The sequence below is a fragment of the Aliarcobacter butzleri genome, from assembly GCF_900187115.1.
GTDB lineage: Bacteria > Campylobacterota > Campylobacteria > Campylobacterales > Arcobacteraceae > Aliarcobacter > Aliarcobacter butzleri.
The window spans coordinates 978,800-998,110 of record NZ_LT906455.1 but is presented as its reverse complement, the minus strand read 5'-3'; the positions used below and the strand labels follow the sequence as shown (position 1 = coordinate 998,110).

The 19,311-nt window shown below is 26.2% G+C and carries 21 protein-coding genes; 6 read left to right on the top strand and 15 right to left on the bottom strand.

The annotated features are described in order from the left end of the window. The first annotated feature begins 26 nt into the window (after positions 1–26). From CKV87_RS04975 to CKV87_RS11795, 4 genes are read left to right on the top strand one after another with little or no spacing between them, the layout of a single operon-like run. The gene (locus tag CKV87_RS04975; RefSeq protein WP_012012709.1) at positions 27–1,379 is read left to right on the top strand and encodes a TolC family protein; all 1,353 of its coding nucleotides are present in this window, start codon (positions 27–29) and stop codon (positions 1,377–1,379) included. Continuing rightward, complete coding sequence (locus CKV87_RS04970; RefSeq protein ID WP_012012708.1) at positions 1,376–2,101, top strand: efflux RND transporter periplasmic adaptor subunit; 726 nt, start codon at positions 1,376–1,378, stop codon at positions 2,099–2,101. The genes CKV87_RS04975 and CKV87_RS04970 overlap by 4 nt, the downstream gene beginning before the upstream one ends. Beyond that, positions 2,088–3,650 (top strand): efflux RND transporter permease subunit, encoded by a 1,563-nt coding sequence (locus CKV87_RS11800; protein WP_012012707.1) that lies wholly within the window; start codon positions 2,088–2,090, stop codon positions 3,648–3,650. Before CKV87_RS04970 ends, CKV87_RS11800 begins: the two co-directional genes overlap by 14 nt. Further along, complete coding sequence (locus tag CKV87_RS11795; protein WP_012012706.1) at positions 3,647–5,302, top strand: efflux RND transporter permease subunit; 1,656 nt, start codon at positions 3,647–3,649, stop codon at positions 5,300–5,302. The genes CKV87_RS11800 and CKV87_RS11795 overlap by 4 nt, the downstream gene beginning before the upstream one ends. 7 nt (positions 5,303–5,309) lie before the next feature. Here the strand turns inward: CKV87_RS11795 and CKV87_RS04955 are convergent, their stop codons facing one another. Both CKV87_RS04955 and CKV87_RS04950 read right to left on the bottom strand, forming a co-directional pair. Further along, positions 5,310–5,909 carry a pyridoxamine 5'-phosphate oxidase family protein gene (locus CKV87_RS04955; RefSeq protein ID WP_012012705.1) on the bottom strand — a complete coding sequence of 200 codons (600 nt, stop codon included), beginning with the start codon at positions 5,907–5,909 and terminating at the stop codon, positions 5,310–5,312. Positions 5,910–5,921: 12 nt separating this feature from the next. After that, complete coding sequence (locus CKV87_RS04950) at positions 5,922–6,287, bottom strand: hypothetical protein (RefSeq protein WP_012012704.1); 366 nt, start codon at positions 6,285–6,287, stop codon at positions 5,922–5,924. Between the two features lie 90 nt (positions 6,288–6,377). Here CKV87_RS04950 and pdxR point away from each other — a divergent pair, with 90 nt between their 5' ends. Together pdxR and argC are read left to right on the top strand one after the other, a co-directional pair. Next, on the top strand, positions 6,378–7,742 hold the full coding sequence (gene pdxR / locus CKV87_RS04945) for a MocR-like pyridoxine biosynthesis transcription factor PdxR (RefSeq protein ID WP_012012703.1): 1,365 nt from the start codon (positions 6,378–6,380) through the stop codon (positions 7,740–7,742). A gap of 55 nt (positions 7,743–7,797) precedes the next feature. After that, complete coding sequence (gene argC / locus CKV87_RS04940; protein WP_012012702.1) at positions 7,798–8,754, top strand: N-acetyl-gamma-glutamyl-phosphate reductase; 957 nt, start codon at positions 7,798–7,800, stop codon at positions 8,752–8,754. A 44-nt stretch (positions 8,755–8,798) separates the two neighbouring features. On the opposite strand, the gene CKV87_RS04935 is transcribed toward argC, so the two are convergent. The 13 genes from CKV87_RS04935 to CKV87_RS04875 form a co-directional block, all read right to left on the bottom strand. Then, a complete protein-coding gene (locus tag CKV87_RS04935) occupies positions 8,799–11,156 on the bottom strand; it encodes a TonB-dependent siderophore receptor (RefSeq protein WP_012012701.1) in 2,358 nt (785 codons plus the stop codon). Positions 11,157–11,294: 138 nt separating this feature from the next. Beyond that, positions 11,295–12,263, bottom strand: a complete 969-nt coding sequence (locus CKV87_RS04930) for a FecR family protein (protein ID WP_012012700.1) — start codon at positions 12,261–12,263, stop codon at positions 11,295–11,297. Beyond that, positions 12,264–12,740: an RNA polymerase sigma factor gene (locus CKV87_RS04925; protein WP_012012699.1), complete on the bottom strand. Its 477-nt coding sequence runs from the start codon at positions 12,738–12,740 to the stop codon at positions 12,264–12,266. 65 nt (positions 12,741–12,805) lie between these two features. Beyond that, entirely contained in the window at positions 12,806–13,267 is a 462-nt protein-coding gene (locus CKV87_RS04920; protein ID WP_004509169.1) for an N-acetyltransferase, read from the bottom strand. Next, positions 13,257–13,859, bottom strand: a complete 603-nt coding sequence (yihA, locus tag CKV87_RS04915; RefSeq protein ID WP_012012698.1) for a ribosome biogenesis GTP-binding protein YihA/YsxC — start codon at positions 13,857–13,859, stop codon at positions 13,257–13,259. The genes CKV87_RS04920 and yihA overlap by 11 nt, the downstream gene beginning before the upstream one ends. Further along, entirely contained in the window at positions 13,859–14,353 is a 495-nt protein-coding gene (lptA, locus tag CKV87_RS04910) for a lipopolysaccharide transport periplasmic protein LptA (RefSeq protein WP_012012697.1), read from the bottom strand. Before lptA ends, yihA begins: the two co-directional genes overlap by 1 nt. Continuing rightward, complete coding sequence (lptC, locus tag CKV87_RS04905) at positions 14,353–14,895, bottom strand: LPS export ABC transporter periplasmic protein LptC (protein WP_004509166.1); 543 nt, start codon at positions 14,893–14,895, stop codon at positions 14,353–14,355. The genes lptA and lptC overlap by 1 nt, the downstream gene beginning before the upstream one ends. Continuing rightward, entirely contained in the window at positions 14,886–15,383 is a 498-nt protein-coding gene (locus CKV87_RS04900) for a KdsC family phosphatase (RefSeq protein WP_004509165.1), read from the bottom strand. Before CKV87_RS04900 ends, lptC begins: the two co-directional genes overlap by 10 nt. After that, complete coding sequence (hisB, locus tag CKV87_RS04895) at positions 15,380–15,952, bottom strand: imidazoleglycerol-phosphate dehydratase HisB (RefSeq protein WP_004509164.1); 573 nt, start codon at positions 15,950–15,952, stop codon at positions 15,380–15,382. Before hisB ends, CKV87_RS04900 begins: the two co-directional genes overlap by 4 nt. Before the next feature lie 9 nt (positions 15,953–15,961). Continuing rightward, a complete protein-coding gene (locus CKV87_RS04890; RefSeq protein WP_012012696.1) occupies positions 15,962–16,906 on the bottom strand; it encodes a septal ring lytic transglycosylase RlpA family protein in 945 nt (314 codons plus the stop codon). Further along, positions 16,890–18,149, bottom strand: coding sequence for a lytic transglycosylase domain-containing protein (locus tag CKV87_RS04885; RefSeq protein ID WP_012012695.1), 1,260 nt, complete (start codon positions 18,147–18,149; stop codon positions 16,890–16,892). Before CKV87_RS04885 ends, CKV87_RS04890 begins: the two co-directional genes overlap by 17 nt. 35 nt (positions 18,150–18,184) lie before the next feature. Further along, positions 18,185–18,973 (bottom strand): TatD family hydrolase, encoded by a 789-nt coding sequence (locus tag CKV87_RS04880; protein ID WP_041644921.1) that lies wholly within the window; start codon positions 18,971–18,973, stop codon positions 18,185–18,187. A gap of 13 nt (positions 18,974–18,986) precedes the next feature. Further along, the gene (locus tag CKV87_RS04875) at positions 18,987–19,292 is read right to left on the bottom strand and encodes a hypothetical protein (protein ID WP_004509159.1); all 306 of its coding nucleotides are present in this window, start codon (positions 19,290–19,292) and stop codon (positions 18,987–18,989) included. Positions 19,293–19,311: the final 19 nt, after the last annotated feature.

The following is a 19,311-nucleotide window of genomic DNA, read 5'->3' as shown; positions in this document are numbered from 1 at the left end:
CTAAATTAGATTATTTAGGATTATTTATGATAAAAAAGATTTATTTATCTTTTCTAATTTCTACATTATGTTACTCACAAAGCATAAATTTTAATGAAGTTTTACAACAATCATTAGAAAACAGTAAAGATTTAAAAAAACAAGCATTAAATATTGATTCGATAAAACAAGATTATAATATTGTAGATGGAATAAATTATGGAAAATTATCTATTTCATCTGAAGTTAGCAGAACAAACCATGCTGGATATGTTTTTAATTCAAAATTATCTTCAAGAGAGGCAACATTTAGGGATTTTGGATTTTCTCAAATGAACGAAGGTATGGATATAATTCCAAAAGATTTAAACTACCCAAATGATAGAACAAACATCAACTCTTATGTAAGTTATGACATTCCAATTTTTATGGGATTTAAAATAGAAAATCAAAAAGATATTCTAAAACTTCAAGAAAAAGCAAACGAACTTTTATATAATCTTGACAAAAAGAATTTAGAGTTTGAAATACTAAAAGCTTATAATGGTGCAGTTGTAGCTAAAGATTTTGTAAAAGCTTTAGAAAAAGCAAAACAAACTGTTGAGTTTATTTATGAAGGGGCAAAAGAGTTTCATAAAAATGGGCTTGTAACAAAAATTGATGTAAATGAAGCAAAAGTTTATCAGTTAAATATCAATTCAATACTAACTGAAGCAAAAAACAATTTTAATTTAGCTCTTTCTTATTTAAAATATCTTACTTCAAATGAAAATATTACAGATGTTGAAAACCTTGAAAATATATATTTTGATTTAAAAAACTTTGATGAGTTATATAACAATGCACTTGAAACTAGAGATGAAATAAAAATGCAAAACATAACAATTGAAGCAAATAAAAAAAATATTGATATACAAAAAGGTTCATATTATCCAACTGTTTTTTCACACTTAGAATATGGTGTAAATGATGATAGATTCACTGCTTCAAAAGATAAAGATTATTATATTGCTTTAGTTGGTATATCACTAACTTTATTTGATTCTTCGCGAAGTGCTTATCTTGAAAAAAGTAAAATAGAACATCTAAAATCTACTTTAGATTACGAAAAATTAAAAGATGGAATAAAACTTGAACTTGAAAAAGCTATTTTAGATTATAAAGCTAAACAAGAAATTTTAAAAGAAAAAATTGAGGCAAAAAATCTAGCATTTGAAGTTTTAAATCAAGCAAATCTTCAATATAAAAATAGACTTATTTCTATGACAACCCTACTTTCACAAGAAGCAAATTTTAGAAAAAGTGAATCAATGCTTATAAATGCTAGATATGAAAACTCTTTAGCTTTAGCAAAACTAAATCTTGTTTTAGGACAAAACTTGAATAAGGATGAAAAATGAAAAAATTATTATTAATACAACTACTATTTATAAATCTTTTTGCAACAACTTTAGAACTTGATGGAATGGTTGAATCTGAAAATGAAAAAGTAATCTCAAGCAAAATGATGGGATATATCACAAAAATAAATGTAAATGAAGGTGATAAGGTAAAAAAAGGTGATATTTTATACGAAATTGATGCTTCAAATATTTCATACAATGCCGATATATTAAAAAATCAAGTAAAAAACCTTGAATTAAATCTAAAAAGATACAAAAATCTTTTAGATCAAGACTTAGTTTCAAAGTATGATTATGAACAGCTTGAGCTAAATTTGATAAGTGCAAAAGCAAAATTAAGTGAGTTAAATGCTCAATATGATTATCTAAAAATCAAAGCAACAAATAATGGACTTATAGTAAAAAAATCTATTAAAGAAGGTGAAATGGCTATGCCAGGTATGCCTCATATGATTTTAACAGATTTAGATTCTTTAATTATAAAAACAAATATTGCAGAATCTATGCTGAAAGATATAAAACTAAATCAAGAAGTAAAAATAACTATTCCTTCACAAAACTACGAAAGTATAGGAAAAATAGTAGCAATATTTCCAAATATTATTTCAAATACACACTCGTTTACACTCAAAATTTCATTTGACAAAAAAAATTTTAATATTTATCCAAATATGTATGCAAAGATATTTATGCAAATAGGTTCAAATGATGAACAATAATCTTAATATTGCTGGTCGTACTGCTAAAGTATTTATCAATCATCCTTTAACTTTTATTTTAGGAATTTTTATACTTATTTTAGGATATTTTTCACTTCTTATTATGCCAAAAGAAGAAAATCCACAAATCAAAGTAAGTGGTGGAGTTGTAATAGTAGCACTTCCAGATGCAAAAGCAAGTGAAATTCAAAAAGTGATTATAGAACCACTTGAAAAAAAAATAAAAGAGATAAAAGGAGTTGAACATATTTACTCTTTTGCAAAAGATTCAGTAGGAATTGTACAAGTTCAGTTTTATATAGGCGAAGATAAAGAGATTTCAAACTTGAAACTTTATGACCAAGTTATGAGAAATATGGATTTAATGCCTAAAAATGCTATGCAACCAATAATCAAAACTATGGACATAGATACAGAAATTCCAATAGCAACTATTGCATTTTATAGTTCTAAAGAGAATAAAAAAGAGTTAATTTCTCAAACAGAACTTTATAATGAAGTTAGTCGTTTATCAAAAGAGATAAATAAAATAAAAAATGTTGCACTTGTGGATTTAAAAGGCGAAAAAAAAGATCAATTTAATATTTTAGTTGATATAAACAAACTCTCATCTTATAATTTGGCTCTTGCTCAAGTTGCAAAACAAATTCAAGCGCTATCATATAATACTCCAAATATAAAAACTTCCACAAATAACAATGAATTAGTTGTATTTGGAATAAAACAAGCTATTGAAAATGTAAAAGATTTAGAAAATTTAATCATTGTGTATAACTATCAATCTCCAATATATTTAAAAGATATAGCAACAATAGAAGAATCTTATGATATTCAAAATAAAAAAGAAGCCTATATTTATTTAAAAGATGAAAATGGAAATTTTGAAGAAAATAATCAAATAACACTAAGTGCTTCAAAACTAAAAGGTTCAAATTCAGTTATTATAAATGAAGAGATTTTTGCTTTTATGGAATCACAAAAAGACAATTTATTAGCAAAAAATATAAAATATACTATTACAAGGGATGATGGTTATACAGCAAATAATGCTGTAAATTCTTTAGTAAAAGATTTAATTGTTTCTATTATAATCATCTGTATTTTACTTATTTTTACTTTAGGATTTAAAGAAGCTATGATAGTTTCTCTTACTGTTCCTATGATTTTGTCTCTTACCCTTTTTGTAGGTTTTATCTTAGGTGAGACAGTAAATAGAATCACACTTTTTGCTTTGATTGTTTCACTTGGAATGTTAGTTGATGCAGCTATTATAGTAATAGAAAATATCCATAGACATAAACATGAAACACCAAATTTGGATATAGAAACTTTGGCTATTACAGCAACAAATGAGATAGGAAATCCTACAAATATAGCAACTATTGCTATTATCATGGTATTTATTCCAATGTTTTTTGTTGGAGGTATGATGGGACAATTTATGCACCCTCTTCCAGTATTTGTACCTATTTCTTTAGCTATTTCACTTTTCGTAGCTTATGCTTTTACTCCATATTTTGTAAAAAAATTTTTGGGAGCTAAAAAATGAGACTAGAAAAATTTATTTTAGATATTTTAAATAATAAACAAAAATCTCTTTTTATTTATTTTATAACTCTAATCTTATTTATTTTAAGTATTTTGACTTTTCCACTTGAAATCACAAAAGCAAAAATGCTTCCAAGTAAAGATTCTGATACATTTTCAATTTATGTAGATTTAAAAGATGGTTCAAGCATAAAACAGACTAAAGAGGTTGTAAATTGTGTTGTTAACAATCTTCAAAATGAAGAAAATATCACAAATATATCAGCTTTTTTAGGAGTTGGTCAACCTTTAGATTTTGCGGCTTTAGTAAAACAAAGTGCTTTAAAAGATAAAGAATCTCAAGCTGAAATGGTTGTAAATATAAAAAAAGCAAAAGAACGAAACATTTCAAGCTACAATCTTGTGAGTAATCTAAGAAAAAATATTCAAGAAAAATGTTCTTTATATGAAGCAAATATCAAGTTTATCGAACTTCCAGCAGGTCCTCCCGTTCTTGCTTCAATTGTTGCAGAAATTTATGGTGGCAATAATTTTGAAAGTAGAAGAGATTTTTCTTTAAAAGTTGCAAAAATTTTCAAAAATCAAACTACTTTAGTTGATATAGATGTTTTAGCTGATGAAGATTTTATAACTTATGATTTACACATAAATAGTAATAAAACTATTATGAGTGGAGTTGATTTAGAACATTTGAAAGCAACTTTATTTTTAGCTTTTGAAGGAATGAAAATATCAGTTATAAATGATAGAAATGCCCAAAGTCAAATTCCTATTTTTATAAGACTTGATGATTCAAGAAATCTTGAAAAAAATAGTAAATTAGCACTAAATGCTAAACTTCAATCTCTAAAAATCATGAATAATTTAGGACAAATGATAAGTGTATCAGAACTTGTAAATATAAAAGAGTCAATAAAAGAGCCAACTCTAACTTCAAAAGATTTAAATTTGATGATAAATGTAGTAGCTGAAACTTCTAAAGATAGTCAAATTTATCCTTTACTTGATGCAAGAAATGAGATGTTAAACTCGTTATCAAATGATTATGAAGTCATAAAAACAAATATGTTAAATCTATCTTTTATAGATAAAAAAACTAATGAGAGATTTGATTTAGTTTTTGATGGAGAGTTAAAAGTAACAATTGATACATTTATTGATTTAGGAACAGCTTTTATTATCGCTTTAGTTTTGATTTTTTTACTTATGGTTATTTATTATAAAAGTTTTGCTCTTTCAGGAGTTATTGTTTTATCGAGTTTCATTTCAATCATTGGAGTAATTTTTGCCCATATTATTATGGATTTATTTACACATGATACTTTTTATTTAACTGCAACTTCACTTATAGGATTTATAGGGCTTATAGGAATAAATTCAAGAAATTCAACTTTGATTATAGATTTTGCAAAACAATTAATTCATGAAAAAAATCTAAATATAAATGAAGCCATAGCAAAAGCAGCGGCAACACGTTCAAAACCGATTATTTTAACTGTTTTAGTTTTAGTATTTGCAAGTAGTTTGATAGCAAATGATGCAGTATTTGGAGGACTTGGAGTTGCACTAATAGGAGGAACACTTATCTCTTATGTTGTTTCTATGTTTTTTGTACCAGTTATCATAAAAAATCAGTTAAAAAAGATTATTTAAATCTTTTTTAACTATGTATTTTCATCTGTTTTATAGTTTCATTATCTATTTGTGAATTTCTATTTTTTAATTTTTCTAAGAATTTATTTTTTCTCTCTTCATTTAAGTTTTGCCCTACTTTTATTTTACAACTTTGAGTTTCAATCTTTAACTCAATAATTGCCGTTTTATCAAGCATTTTTGTGTACATCGCTTTATTATAAGCAATTTCTTCAAAACTATCTTCGTTTTGAAATTTCTTCATCAAAGCATTTAAAATATCAGCTTTTTTATCTTTATCTTCTATAAAACTCAATTTTCCTTCAAGCAATACTGAAGCAAAAAACTGAGTTGCAGGACAAGCTGCCATTGTATCACTAAAATATGAAGGTATAAATGAGTAAGGTTTTACTACTAAAAAAGCTGCATTTGGATTTGATTTTATAGCTTCAATCTTTTTTCCTTCTTTTGCTCCATGAAAATATATTGCATTTTTATATTGTACAAAATTCAAAGCTACAACATAAGGTTTCCCCTCACTTATAAGACTTAAAGTTCCATATTCACACGCTTTTAATATTTCATCTATACTATTTTTATCATTTATATTAAATTCATCTCTTCTCAAAATTCTTCCCTTTTATGTTGTTTGATAAGCTTCCATAATTTCTATTTTCATAACTGCTCTTGCCCACTCATATTTATTTTTTATTATTTCACACTCTTTTGTATCTTGTGATATTATAGCTTTTCCAATTATTTTAATTCCAATTCCAGGTCCATGTAATCCCATAAGTTCTCTTGTTCCAATAACAACAATTACCCTATTATCTTTTTCCAATATCTCTTCCATTTTATTCATTCCTCCAACTGGAACAAATAAATTATTATCTTTAAAAATAACAAAAGTATTCCAAGTATTTACAATATGCGGGAAATCTTCATCTTTTGCTACTATACTAAAAATACCTTCGTGGTTTAAAATAGATTCTATTTTGCTGTTCATATTTTTCCTTTTTAAGTAATTCAAGCGTATAATAACAATATTCTGTACTTAATAAAAGATACATTTTTTATTTTTTTAACAAGGACACTTTTGTATAAATTTGATAATAATTCACCTCTTTATATGCAACTTTATAAACAATTAAAAAATGATATTGAAACTAAATTAAAAGCAGGAACAAAACTGCCTTCTATTAGAAAACTATCAAATGATTATAATTTAAGTAAAACAACTGTGCAAAATGCATATAATCAATTGTATGCAGAAGGTTATATCGAAAGCAAAAAAAATAGCGGTTATTATATTTGTGAAGATATTATCCAAAATTTCCAAATTAATTTAAATAGAAAAGAAAATATTACAAAAGAAAACAACAATTATAAAATAGACTTTTTTCCAGCAAGTCTTGATAAAAGCTCTTTTCCAAAACAAACTTGGTTAAAACTTTATAATAAAGTGGTAAAAGATGATATTCATTATGGAATTTATCATGATATTCAAGGAGAAGTAGAGTTAAGAGAAGAATTATCGAAATATCTTTTAGCTTCAAGAAATGTTATTTGTAAATCAGAACAAATCATTCTTACAAGTGGATTTACTGATAGTTTATTTGTTTTATCAATTATTTTAAAAAGTTTTACAAAAAAAGTTGCTATTGAATCTCCTTGTTATAAAACTGCAAGAAAAGTATTCGAATTAGCAAACTTTGAAATAGAAGATATTTTAATAAACCAAAATGGATTAGATTTATCACTTTTACAAAAAATATCTTCAAAAGCTTTATATCTTACTCCATCACATCAATTTCCAACTGGAGTTACTATACCAATTTCAAATAGAATAAAAATCTTAAATTGGGCAAAAGAAAATGATGTTTTTATTATAGAAGATGATTATGATAGTGAACTAAGTTACTATAATCGCCCTATTCCTTCGATGCAAGGATTAGATAATTTTGAAAATGTTATCTATCTTGGAACTTTTTCAAAGGCTTTATCTCCAGCTCTACGAATCTCTTATATAGTTTTACCTACAAAACTTCTTGAAATTTATAAAAAAACCTTTGACTTTAGATTTTCACAAATTTCTATTGATATTCAAAAAACTTTAACACTTTTTTTAAAAGAGGGACATTGGGAAAGACACTTAAGGAAAATAAGAAATATAAATAGAAAAAAACATAATCTTATGAAAGAGTTTTTAAAAAAGTTTTTAGGAGATGATGTAAAGATTTTAAGAGAAGGAAGTGGCTTGAATTTATTAATAAAACCACTTATTGATATTGATTTAGAAAAGCTTGAAAAAATTGCTCAACAAAAAAATGTCAAAATCTATTTTAAAGAGTTTTTCAATCTTGAAAAAGTAATAGCTTTAGGATTTGGTGGATTTGAAGAGTTTGAAATTGAAAATGCTATAAAAATTTTTAGTGAAATTTGGCTTGAAGCTAAAAAATAAAGAACCTTTTAGATAAACTAACAAAAAATTAATTATGATAAATTTTGAGGAAAAAATGAAATATAAAATATTTGTAGATGGACAACATGGAACAACAGGATTAAAAATCCATGAAATGTTAGAAGGACGAGAAGAAATAGAACTTTTATCTATAAAAGAAGAAGAAAAAAAAGATTTAAACAAAAGAAAAGAGCTTTTAAATAGTGCTGATTTAGTATTTTTATGTCTTCCTGATGCTGCTTCTATTGAATCAGTTAGTTTAATCACAAATGAAAATGTAAAAGTAATTGATGCAAGTACAGCTTTTAGAACAAATCCTTCTTGGACTTATGGAATTCCTGAAATTACACCAACTCAAAGAGAAAAAATCAAAAATTCTAAAAGAGTTTGTGTTCCAGGATGTCATGCAAGTGGACTTATAATAGCTATGAAACCTTTAATTGTAAATGGGATATTAGCAAATTCTCAAAAATTAATTTGCCATTCAATTACAGGATTTAGTGGTGGTGGGAAAAGTATGATTGATGATTATGAAAGTGGAAAATTTGAAGATATTGGAGGTCAAAGACCTTATGCCCTAACACTTCACCATAAACATCTTCCTGAAATGAAATATGTTTTAGAACTTGATGAAGCACCACTATTTACTCCAAGTGTTGGAAACTTCAAACAAGGTATGCTTGTGATGAGTTATTTAGTTAAAAAAGATTTCAAAAAAGCAGTTTCAAGAGAAGAGATTTTAGATTTATATAAAAACTATTATAAAGATGAACTTTTTATAAATATTGTTGAAAATAATGATTCATATCTTGATGCAGGACTTTTAAATCCTATGAAATGTAACAATACAAATAGTTTAGAGATTTCTGTTTATGAAAATGATACTGATATGGTTGTTATCTCAAGACTTGATAATCTAGGAAAAGGTGCAAGTGGAGCTGCTGTTCAATGTATGAATATAATGCTTGGACTTGAAGAATCTAAAGGATTAAAAGTAAGTAAAAATTTATAATTTAAATTTTATATCAAAATATAAAGAGAATTTTTCTCTTTATATTAAAACTTCATTTGAACAGAAGCATGTATAGTTCTTTTATCTCCTAGATAATTACTATTTATCCAATAATCTCTGTCAAAAGCATTATTTACATTAACTCTAAATGTTAAAGGATAAGTTGTAGCTTTTGTAGTATATCTAGCTCCAAAATCAACTAAAGTATAACTTGGTATTTTATCAGTATTAAGATTATCTCCATAAAAACTTCCTGTATAATTAATTCCACTATTAAAAGCCAAATCCATAGTGTCAAATGGACTATACTCTAAATATAATTTTGCAAATTTATCTGCAACATCTTGTGGTCTTTTACCTTCAAGTAGTGGATTATTTTTATTTTCTTTTGTTTTAGGGTCAAGTAGAGTTATTCCAGTAATAGCTGTCAAATTATCTGTTATTTTTCCAGTTGCTGTAAACTCAATTCCTTTATGAACTTGTCTTCCATCTTGTACATATGTTGGTTTTGTAATATCTGTTACATCATAATATTCTAAACCTTTATCAATTTCAAAAATAGCAACTGTTAAAAGAGTATCACCTAAAGTAAGTTTTGCTCCTACTTCTATTTGTTCACTCATAAGAGGATCCATTGCTTTTCTTGCATTTACTACATTATATCCTCCATAAGTATCTGCAGCTATTCCACCTAACTCTAAACCTTCCATATAACTTGTATATAAAGATAAATTTTCTATTGGTTTATATATAAGAGATACAGATGGTGTTAATTCACTTTTTTTATAATCAGTATCTTGATATTTTAATTGAACATGAGTTGCTCCTACTATTAATGCCCATTGAGGATTAAGTTGAATACTATCACCAATAGTAAAATTTTTACTTGTAGAATGAAGACTTTTAGTCGTTTTTGAAACAATAGGTGATACAACAGGAGAAGATACATATACTGGCGAGTCAAAATTTAGACCAGTTAGTGTTATTTTTGAGTTGGTATCATTAGTATTTAAAGTATTTCTATATGAATCACTAGTTTGCATTCCCATTGTAAGTTGGTGATTTATACTTGCTGTATCAAAATCAAAATCCACAAAAGCATAAGCCCCATAACCATAAAAATCTTGATCTGCACCAGCTGAATTTGTAGTAACTTGAGTATATGTTCCATCTGCTTGTATGGTATTAGATGAGAAAATACCATCCCTTGTTATTTTTTCATTCATATAAGCTGATCTAAAAGCTATATTATCATTAATATTCCATAAAACATTTGTACTATATCTTCTTACTTCACCATCATTATATGTCCATTTTTGTCCCCAAAGTTTGTTTGAATCTATACTTGATGCACTTGGTCTTTTTGCTCCTTTGGCTAAATACCAATAAGGTTGTCTTCCATCAAGTCTATAATCACTATCAGAAACAGTTCCTTGAATAAGTAAATTATCTGTTACTCTATAATCAAGAGCTAAATTTACTAATTTTCTTTCAACACTTTGGTGTTCTACATGAGTATCATTATCTTGACTTACCGCATTTAATCTATATCCTAATTTTCCATTTTCAGTTAATGGTCCACCTAAATCTACATGGCTATAATATCCATTTTTACCACCACCATTTCCAACTGTTATACTATGTTCTGGTTTTGAAGTAGGACGTTTTGGAATATAGTTCATAATTCCACCAATAGAAGCTGATCCATATAAAAAACCTGATAAACCAGTAATTGTTTCTAGTTTCTCATACTCTTCTGGATTTGTATTATGAGTAAATTGCCCTCTTTCTCTTTTTATACCATCAAATGCTGCTGTACTACTACTAAAACCTCTTAACATTGCATAACCATTATTATTTTGAGACTGATTTCTACCCATTTGAATCGTTGGATTAATATTATAAATTTGGTCGGTTGATGTGGCTTGTAAATTCTCAAATAATTCTGATGTCATTACATTTATTGCTAATGGTGTATCTTGAAGTGATTTACCTTTCCATGGTCCAATATCTGAAGTTTCTTCTACTAAATAACCACTTTCGACACTACCTCTTTTATAACTATCATTAACTGATATTGCTTCTAAAACTGTACCTTTACCTTCAACTTTTTCTTTTACTATTACAATAGCTTCATTTTGAATAACAGCTTTTAGTCCTGTTCCTTCTAATATTTTATCTAAAGCTTGTTGTGTACCTTCGATGTTTTCAATATTGTTTATATATTTTCTTTCTAATATTTCATCATTTGCAATATATGATAAATTTGATTTTTTTGAAATGATTTCTAATGCTTCTTTTAAAGTTTTATTTTGAATTGTATAAACTTCATCAGCGCATAAGTTCACACCAAAAACTAAAGCTAAACTTGAGGCAACTAATGCGTGTTTTGAAAACTTCATTTTTCTGTTCCTTTTAATATAAATTTTGAGAATTGCTATCTCTTACTTATTAAACGAACGAATTTGAAAAAACGGACATCATTTTTAAAAGAATTTTGAAATTTACCTATACTCTTTGAAAAATTAGGAAAAAATCTTTTATTTTTTACTAATTTTTATTATATTTCCATCTTTTATTATTTTAACTGGATAAATCATCTCTATTGATTTTAAAAAACTGTCATAGTGTAAAGTTGAAAATTTTCCTGATATTTTTAATTTAGAAGATTTTTCATCTTCAAATATCATTTTATTATTTGAGTATCTTTCAAACATAGAACTAGCATCTTCTAAACTTGTTTTATTAAACTTTATTAAATCATTTTTCCAAGTTGCTATTTCATTTGTATCTATTATTTCTTGAATATAAACTTTTTCTTCATTATCCAAAATAAGTGATTGTGATTTTTCAAGTTTTGCTAAAGTTTGAGTTTTAAAAATATTTGATAAATAACTCACTTGAACAACTCCTTCTAAAACATTTATTACTGTTTTATTATCAAAATTTATCACTTCAAATTTTGTTCCTAAAACTTCAATCAAAGTATTTTGAGTTTTTATTAAAAAAGGTTTAGCTTTATCTTTTGATACAGAAAACATAGCATTTCCATCTTCTAAATCTATGACTCTTTTTGTATCATAATAGCTTATTTTTATTTGTGATTTTTTATCTAAATCTATTATTGAGTTATCAGGAAGCACTATATTTAAGATTTTATCATCAACACTTACAAAACTTTGAGTAAAATTTGGAATAAAATATCTTTTTATTTCATAGCCACTAAAGGCGATAGTACAGAGTATTGCGATTGAAGCTGCGATATATTTAAAACTAAAATATGATTTTTGTTTTATATCTTTTAAAACTTCATCTTCAAGCTCTTTTATAAAATCATCATCTAAAGATAAACAATCATCTATTAAATTTCTATTTTCTTCGTATATTTTTTTGTGATGTTTATTTTCAAGCCAAAGTTCAAACTCTTTTTGTTCAAAAGAGGTTAAACCTTCTTTTTGTCTTATAAGCCAAGAATTTGCTTTTTTATTTATCTCATTTTTTAAATTCATTTAGTAATCTTTCTTCATTTCATCTTTGATTTTTAAAATAGCTCTTGAGATGTTTTTTTCAACTGCATTTGTGCTTATATCTAAAATTTGAGCAATTTCTTTTCTTGTATAACCTTTGTAATAATAAAAAACAAAAGCTTTTTTTTGCTGAGGAGGAAGAGATTTTATTGATTCTCTTAGTTTTTTCTTTCTAATTTCATCAAATATTAAATCTTCTGCATAATCATTTGTTTCAAAAAAGTGTTCATTTTCTTCAAAAGGAGTTTGTAATAAAAGTTTATCTTTTCTTATTTTGTCTATTACTAAGTTTTGAGCAGTTTTATATAAATATGCTTTTTGTATTTCAATATCAGAGTTTGTTTTAGTTATTTCTAAAACTTTAATGTAAGTTTCTTGTGTTAAATCTTTTGCTAAAGCTTTATCACCTGTTAGTTTAAAAATATAATGACTTATCTCTTTATAATATTGAAGAAGCAAAACGATTATAACCTTTATATAATTTTGAGAATTAATCTTATAATCTATTTTTGCTTTAAAGAAGTTTAAATATCTATTACCATTGCTATTTCGTTACAAATAGGGAAAAGTTTACATCGAATACAGTCAGCCCAAATCTTTTGTTCAGGAATATCTTCTTTTGCAATTTCTCTAAAACCACAACTTTCAAAAAAACCTTTTTCATAAGTTAAAGATAAAACTTGTTTTATTCCATACTCTTTTGCTTCGTTAATACAGGCCTCTACAAGCTTTTTACCCAATTTCAAACCACGAAATTTTTCACCTACAACTAAACTTCTTACTTCTGCAAGTCTTGGAGAATGAATATGAGTTGCTGTAAATCCAGCCATTTGTCCATCAACTTCAACAATAGTATAAGAACGAATTGTTGTAGCCATCTCATCTTCAGTTCTTAAAAGAATTTTTCCTTTTTCTACTTCTTCTTTTACTAACTCTTGCATAGCTTTAATATCAGCAACTGTTGGTTTATAAAATCTAATTTCCAAATAAATATCCTGTTATTTTATCTTGAAGGTCAATTATACCTCTTTTTTTAAGATTTGATAAAAAAATTCCATCAGGGTAATCTCGTTTTAGCTTTGATAACTCACTACTATTTAGTTTATCAATCTTTGTAAAAGCATTTACAATAATTTGATCACCTCTTTTTATCTCTTTTAAAAATTCATCAACATTTTTATCAATTTCAAGTTCTGGATGTCTTGAATCTATTAGATGAACAAAAATTTGTAAATTTGGTCTTAATTGTAAATATCCTGTTAAATTCTTATTCCATTCTGCTTTTAAACTTTTTGCTACTTTTGCATAACCAAAACCTGGTAAATCTACAAATCTAGCAAATAAATATGGCGTCTCTTCATTTTTTGTTTTAAACTTAATTTCAAAATAGTTTATAAGCTGAGTTTTTCCTGGAGTTGAAGATGATTTTGCTAAACCATTTCTAGAAGTCAAACTATTTAATATTGAAGATTTACCTACATTTGAACGTCCTAAAAAGGCAACTTCAGCAACATTTGGTGCAGGAGAATCATTTACACTTTGTGCTGATTGCAAGAATTTTGCATCAACAATAGTCATTATTTTGTTTCCTTATTACCACGGTCAACATTTATGATAAATTTAACTGGTTTATTTTCGCTACCTTTTACTTTAGCTTCACCACTTAATTGATTTACATAAATTGTATCTCCATAAATTTTTCTATCATCATTTTGTTCATGAATAAATCCATTTCCAATAATTGTATACTCTTCTTTTTGTGGAGAATAGATTATTTTATCACCATTTCCAACATAATGTTTATCTTTTGTAACAATTTCAAAATCAGCTTTACCCGTTGCTTCGTATCTTAATGGTGTTTTGTTATTTGTTTTTTTATCAGTTTCAAAAAATACATCAACTCTTTGTGCATTTAATTTATCTTCACCCATTTTTATTTTTACATTACCAGTAAAAATAGAAATTCCCTTTTTATCATCGGCTTGAAAATCTTGAGCATCAATTATTAAAGTTTCACTTTGTGCAAATAAAAGTGTAGAACAAAACAGAGTTCCTATTAGATATTTTTTCACTATTTTTCCTTTTTAGTTTTATTTAAATCAATTTCAAAATGTGCATCTTTAGATTTTATATTACTATTATTCAAATCTAAATATAAATTTATTCCTTTATAAAAATGTGAATTATATACACTTTCAAAAGGTTTATCATTTTTTGCAATTTTATTTATGTCATCATATATTAAGTGGTTTGTATTTATTTTTATAAAATCATCCCTTTTATATTTTACATTATCAGTTAAAGTATAAATTCCACCTCTTTTAACTATTTTATCAGCATTTAATCTTTCACTATTAAAATCTTGTGTTGGGTCTTGATTTTTTAATGTTATGTCTGCATTAAACATTTCATCTCTATTTTCGTATCTTACAGCATTTGAAGCAATTACAACTCTATTTACACTATTTTCATTTAATGTATACATAATTGGATTATCAAATATAAGTAAAGGGATATCTTTTGTATCTTGATTTTTATTTAAACTAGTTGCAGGAATGAAATATACAATAGATGCTACAACTAAAAGAGCTATTATAAAAGATTTTATTGCCATAAACTTAAAAATTCCTCTTCTAAATTATCTTCTTTTAAAATATATTCAATCATCTCTCTAACAGCTCCATCACCACCTTTATTTTGACAAACAACATTTACAAAACTTTTTATATAGTGACTTCCATTTGCTGGAGTAAAAGAAAGTCCCACTTTTTTTAACATTTTATAATCGTTTAAATCATCACCAATAGCTGCAACTTGATTCCAAGATAGATTTTCTTCTTTTAAAATATTTTCTAAAACTGCTTGTTTATTTTCAATACCTTGGTAAATATGCGTAATATGAAGTTCTTTTGCTCTTCTTTCTGTAATAGATGAATTTCTTCCAGTAATTATTGCAGCTTTTTTACCTAAATCTTTTGTCCAAGAAGCTATTGCTAAACCATCTGCAACACTAAAAGATTTTAGTTCTTCACCACTTGTTGAATATGTAATTTTACCATCTGTTAATGTTCCATCAACATCTAAAACAATCAATTCAATCATAAAACACCTTTTGTACTAGGAATTCCTAATTTTTCATTTTTTACTAAAGCTCGTCTAAGAGCAACAGCAAAAGCTTTAAAGCTGGCTTCTAAAATATGATGTTTATTTCTTCCTCTATCTTGAATAATATGAACTGTTAAACCAGCATTTCCTGCAACTGCATGAAAAAACTCTTCAACGAGCTCTACATCGAAATCACCAACTTTACCACTTACATTTACTTCGTAAACTAAAAAAGGTCTATTTGATAAATCTAATGCACATGTCGTTGCTGCTTCATCCATAACAACTGTTGCATTTCCATATCTTTCAACTGCAGAAATTGGAAATATTGCTTTTTTTAAAGCTTGTCCTAAAACTATTCCACAGTCTTCAACTGTATGATGTGCGTCAATATGTAAATCACCACTACAAGTTAAATCAATATCGATCCCACTATGTTTAGATAAAGCTTCTAGCATATGATCAAAAAAACCAACACCAGTATTAATGTTGATTTTTCCACAACCATCTAAATTAAGTTTACATTTTATATCTGTTTCTTTTGTTTTTCTATTTATTTCTACCATTTTTTTATCCTATTGAACAACCATTGCATTTGTTAAATTATTACTATTTTTAAAATTTTGTGCTTCATCATAAGAGCTAAACCCTCTTATGAAAACTCTATATATACCACCATTTTCTACATATTCAACTTTTTTAGAAGGAAATTTCTTTTGATAAGTACTTTGTGTTTGTTGAGCTCCTGAAACTAAACTAAATGCTCCAACTTGAACACTAAAATTACCTTTTACATTTGCCTTTTGTGTATTTTTTACAGTTGTTGGAACTTTACTAGATACACCAGTGTTAACTGCTTTTCCAATATTATTTGATACTTCTGTTGTTGTAATAATATCATCTTTTAAGTCTAAAGATTCTGTTCCCCCACTAAACGCTGTTGAAGAATTTATTGGTGACTTTTCTGTTAAAACATCTGGTGCTTCATTATTATTAATTTCACCATTATATCCAAGAACTGTTATTTGAACTTTTGCTGTACCTTTTCGTACCATATCAATTTCATGTGCAGCTTTATTAGATAAATCGATGATTCTTCCACTAACAAAAGGACCTCTATCATTTATTCTAACTATTGTTGATCTTCCATTATCTAAATTATCAACTCTTACAACTGTATTCATAGGTAAAGTTTTGTGAGCGGCTGTCATGGCATACATATTATAAATTTCACCATTTGATGTTTTTTTTGCATGAAAATCAGGTCCATACCAAGAAGCAATACCATTAAATCTTTCACCAACTTTTGCAATTTCAGGATAGTATTTTATACCAAAAACTGTATATGGTCTCATTGTTGCTCTATGCATAGCAAGTGAGTTATTTATATTTGCATTATGAGTATCTTTATAAAAACTTGAATAATCATAATTGCTACTTTTTGAAGAACATCCCGTAAATAAGAATATACTAAAAAGTACGAAAAATAGAATACTTTTGAAATTATTTATAAATTTCAATTTTTTCTCCTATTTTTAGAAAATTTGATTTTTTCTTATTGTCTTTTTTTAATTTTGCAACACTAGTTTTATATTTTTTTGATATAGATTCTAAAGTATCACCTTCTTTGACAATATGTTCTATTTTATTTGAAGTTGCTTTTTTATTTTCAACTGCTTTTTTTACAGGTTCATTTTTTACTTTTTGTGCCGGTTGTTTTTGAACTTCTACTGTACTTACTTCTTTTAAATTATTTATTACAGAATTATACAAATCTAATTTTGTATGAGGTACATAAAGATTATATAATTTTGCATTTTTAGGTAAAACATCTTTTTTAAAGTGCTTATTTATCTCTTTAAATTCAGCATAATTCATACCAATTGCATCAGAAATATCTTTTAATCTTAAACTCTTATCTACTTTTACTTTTTCTAAATTATATTTACTTTTTCTATCTAAATTTTTAAATAAATCCCTATTTGCAATCATAGATAAAGCTACAACTTTATGTAAGTATTCAACAGTTGTTTTTGGTAAATAATCTTTCTTTCCATTATTTCTTAATAAATAAGATAAATCAAAATAGTTCTCTTTTTCACCTATCCAACGATAAATATTGTATAAATTATCCATTCCTTTTTTATTTTTTTTGTAATCTTCTAAATAAATTTTATAAATTCTTATAACCTTATCATCTGTCATTGTAGGATGTTCTTCTAAATATTTATCTAAAGATGCTCTTGCAATACCATCTATTATTCTTCCTTCTCCTGCATTATAAGCCAAAATTGCTAGATACCATCTATCAAATTTTTTATAATATTTTCTTAAATACGTACTTGCAGCATCTGTTGATTTTATTAAATCCAATCTCTCATCTACAAAATCATCATTTCTTAGTTTAAGATTTTTTGCTGTTTGAGGCATAAATTGCCAAAGTCCAGAAGGTCCTTTTTTATTTATTTGATTTACGAAACTTGATTCAATCAAAGGAATAAAAATTGCTGAAAAAGGGATTTTTTCTTTTTCAATTTCATCTTTAACTATTTTACTATTTAAAGCAGATTTTTTGAATAAGCCATCGTAATGTGCAATATTTTTGCTTTGGGAATACTCTTTATAAGCTCTTTGTAAAGATGGTTCGTTTAAAAATGAACTATCAATGCCTAAATCTTTTAGCACTTGTAAATCTAATTCTGTAGGAGTTTCAGCAAAAAGATTATTGATTAAAAGGAGTAATATAAAAAGTAGCTTCTTCAAAAATACCTCTTTATTTTAAGATGTATAGATTATATCTAAGAAAGGCTAGAAAACTCTTTAAATAATTTTTTTGCATTGTTTGTAGTTAAATTTTGAACTTCCATATCACTTATATTTAATAATTCAGACATTTTAGAAGATACAAAAATTGTATAATAAGGTTCATTTCTTTCACCTCTATGAGGATGAGGAGTAAGATATGGAGCATCAGTTTCTATCAATAATTTATCTTTTGGAATTTTTGGCAAAATCTCAACCAATTTTTTTGCATTTTTAAATGTTAAAACTCCACCTATTCCAAAATAAAAATTATGTTCTGCTAAAAGCAATAAATGTTCACTAGCGTTAAAACAGTGTAAAACTCCACCAACTTCTTTTGCATTATAATCAATTAAGATTTGTCTTGAATCATTTGAAGCTTCTCTAATATGTATTATTAAAGGTTTTTTATACTTTTTTGCAAACTCTATTTGAGATATAAATACCTCTTTTTGTTTTTTAATATTTGCAAGTTTTTCTTCTTCATCTTCAGGAAGTCTATAATAATCCAAACCACATTCACCAATAGCTATACATTTTGGATGATTTACATATTTTTCCATAATATTTTCATCATACATATCTATATCATAAGGATGGATTCCAACAGCAAAATAGACTTCATTATATTTTTCAGCCAATTCTACTGCTTTTGGTAAATCATTAAAATCAGCACCAGGGATTAAAAATCCCTTTACGCCATGATTTACAGCATTTAAAATAATACTATGGATATCTTCACCATATTGCTTGTTGTCTAAGTGACAATGAGTATCTATAATTATAAGAGTTCCTCAATTAAGATAAGAATCTTTTATTTAGTAGGTTTATAAGATTATTTATCTGTGAAATATCTGACATTTTTATCCATGCATCAATTCCAAAATTTTTAAAAGCATCATAATCACTTTCATCTTCAATTATTGCTATTGAAACATATTTTTCTTTACAAACTTGATGTTTACTCTCTTCATATTCAAAAATAGTTTGAATATCCAAAATAACTACATCAGCTAATTCTCCTGTTTTAGAATGAGAACTTTCAACATTAAATTCAGGATTAAATAAAGATTCATCAATTTCACAAAATGTTATAACTTTCATAGAAAAACCCCTTTTTGTA

Bases quoted from the DNA above. Each gene is read 5' to 3' on its own strand.
- CKV87_RS04975 (WP_012012709.1), top strand. From the start codon at position 27: ATGATAAAAAAGATTTATTTATCTTTTCTAATTTCTACATTATGTTAC.
- CKV87_RS04970 (WP_012012708.1), top strand. From the start codon at position 1,376: ATGAAAAAATTATTATTAATACAACTACTATTTATAAATCTTTTTGCA.
- CKV87_RS11800 (WP_012012707.1), top strand. From the start codon at position 2,088: ATGATGAACAATAATCTTAATATTGCTGGTCGTACTGCTAAAGTATTT.
- CKV87_RS11795 (WP_012012706.1), top strand. From the start codon at position 3,647: ATGAGACTAGAAAAATTTATTTTAGATATTTTAAATAATAAACAAAAA.
- CKV87_RS04950 (WP_012012704.1), bottom strand. From the start codon at position 6,287: ATGAACAGCAAAATAGAATCTATTTTAAACCACGAAGGTATTTTTAGT.
- argC (WP_012012702.1), top strand. From the start codon at position 7,798: ATGAAATATAAAATATTTGTAGATGGACAACATGGAACAACAGGATTA.
- CKV87_RS04935 (WP_012012701.1), bottom strand. From the start codon at position 11,156: ATGAAGTTTTCAAAACACGCATTAGTTGCCTCAAGTTTAGCTTTAGTT.
- CKV87_RS04930 (WP_012012700.1), bottom strand. From the start codon at position 12,263: ATGAATTTAAAAAATGAGATAAATAAAAAAGCAAATTCTTGGCTTATA.
- yihA (WP_012012698.1), bottom strand. From the start codon at position 13,859: ATGACTATTGTTGATGCAAAATTCTTGCAATCAGCACAAAGTGTAAAT.
- lptC (WP_004509166.1), bottom strand. From the start codon at position 14,895: ATGGCAATAAAATCTTTTATAATAGCTCTTTTAGTTGTAGCATCTATT.
- CKV87_RS04900 (WP_004509165.1), bottom strand. From the start codon at position 15,383: ATGATTGAATTGATTGTTTTAGATGTTGATGGAACATTAACAGATGGT.
- hisB (WP_004509164.1), bottom strand. From the start codon at position 15,952: ATGGTAGAAATAAATAGAAAAACAAAAGAAACAGATATAAAATGTAAA.
- CKV87_RS04875 (WP_004509159.1), bottom strand. From the start codon at position 19,292: ATGAAAGTTATAACATTTTGTGAAATTGATGAATCTTTATTTAATCCT.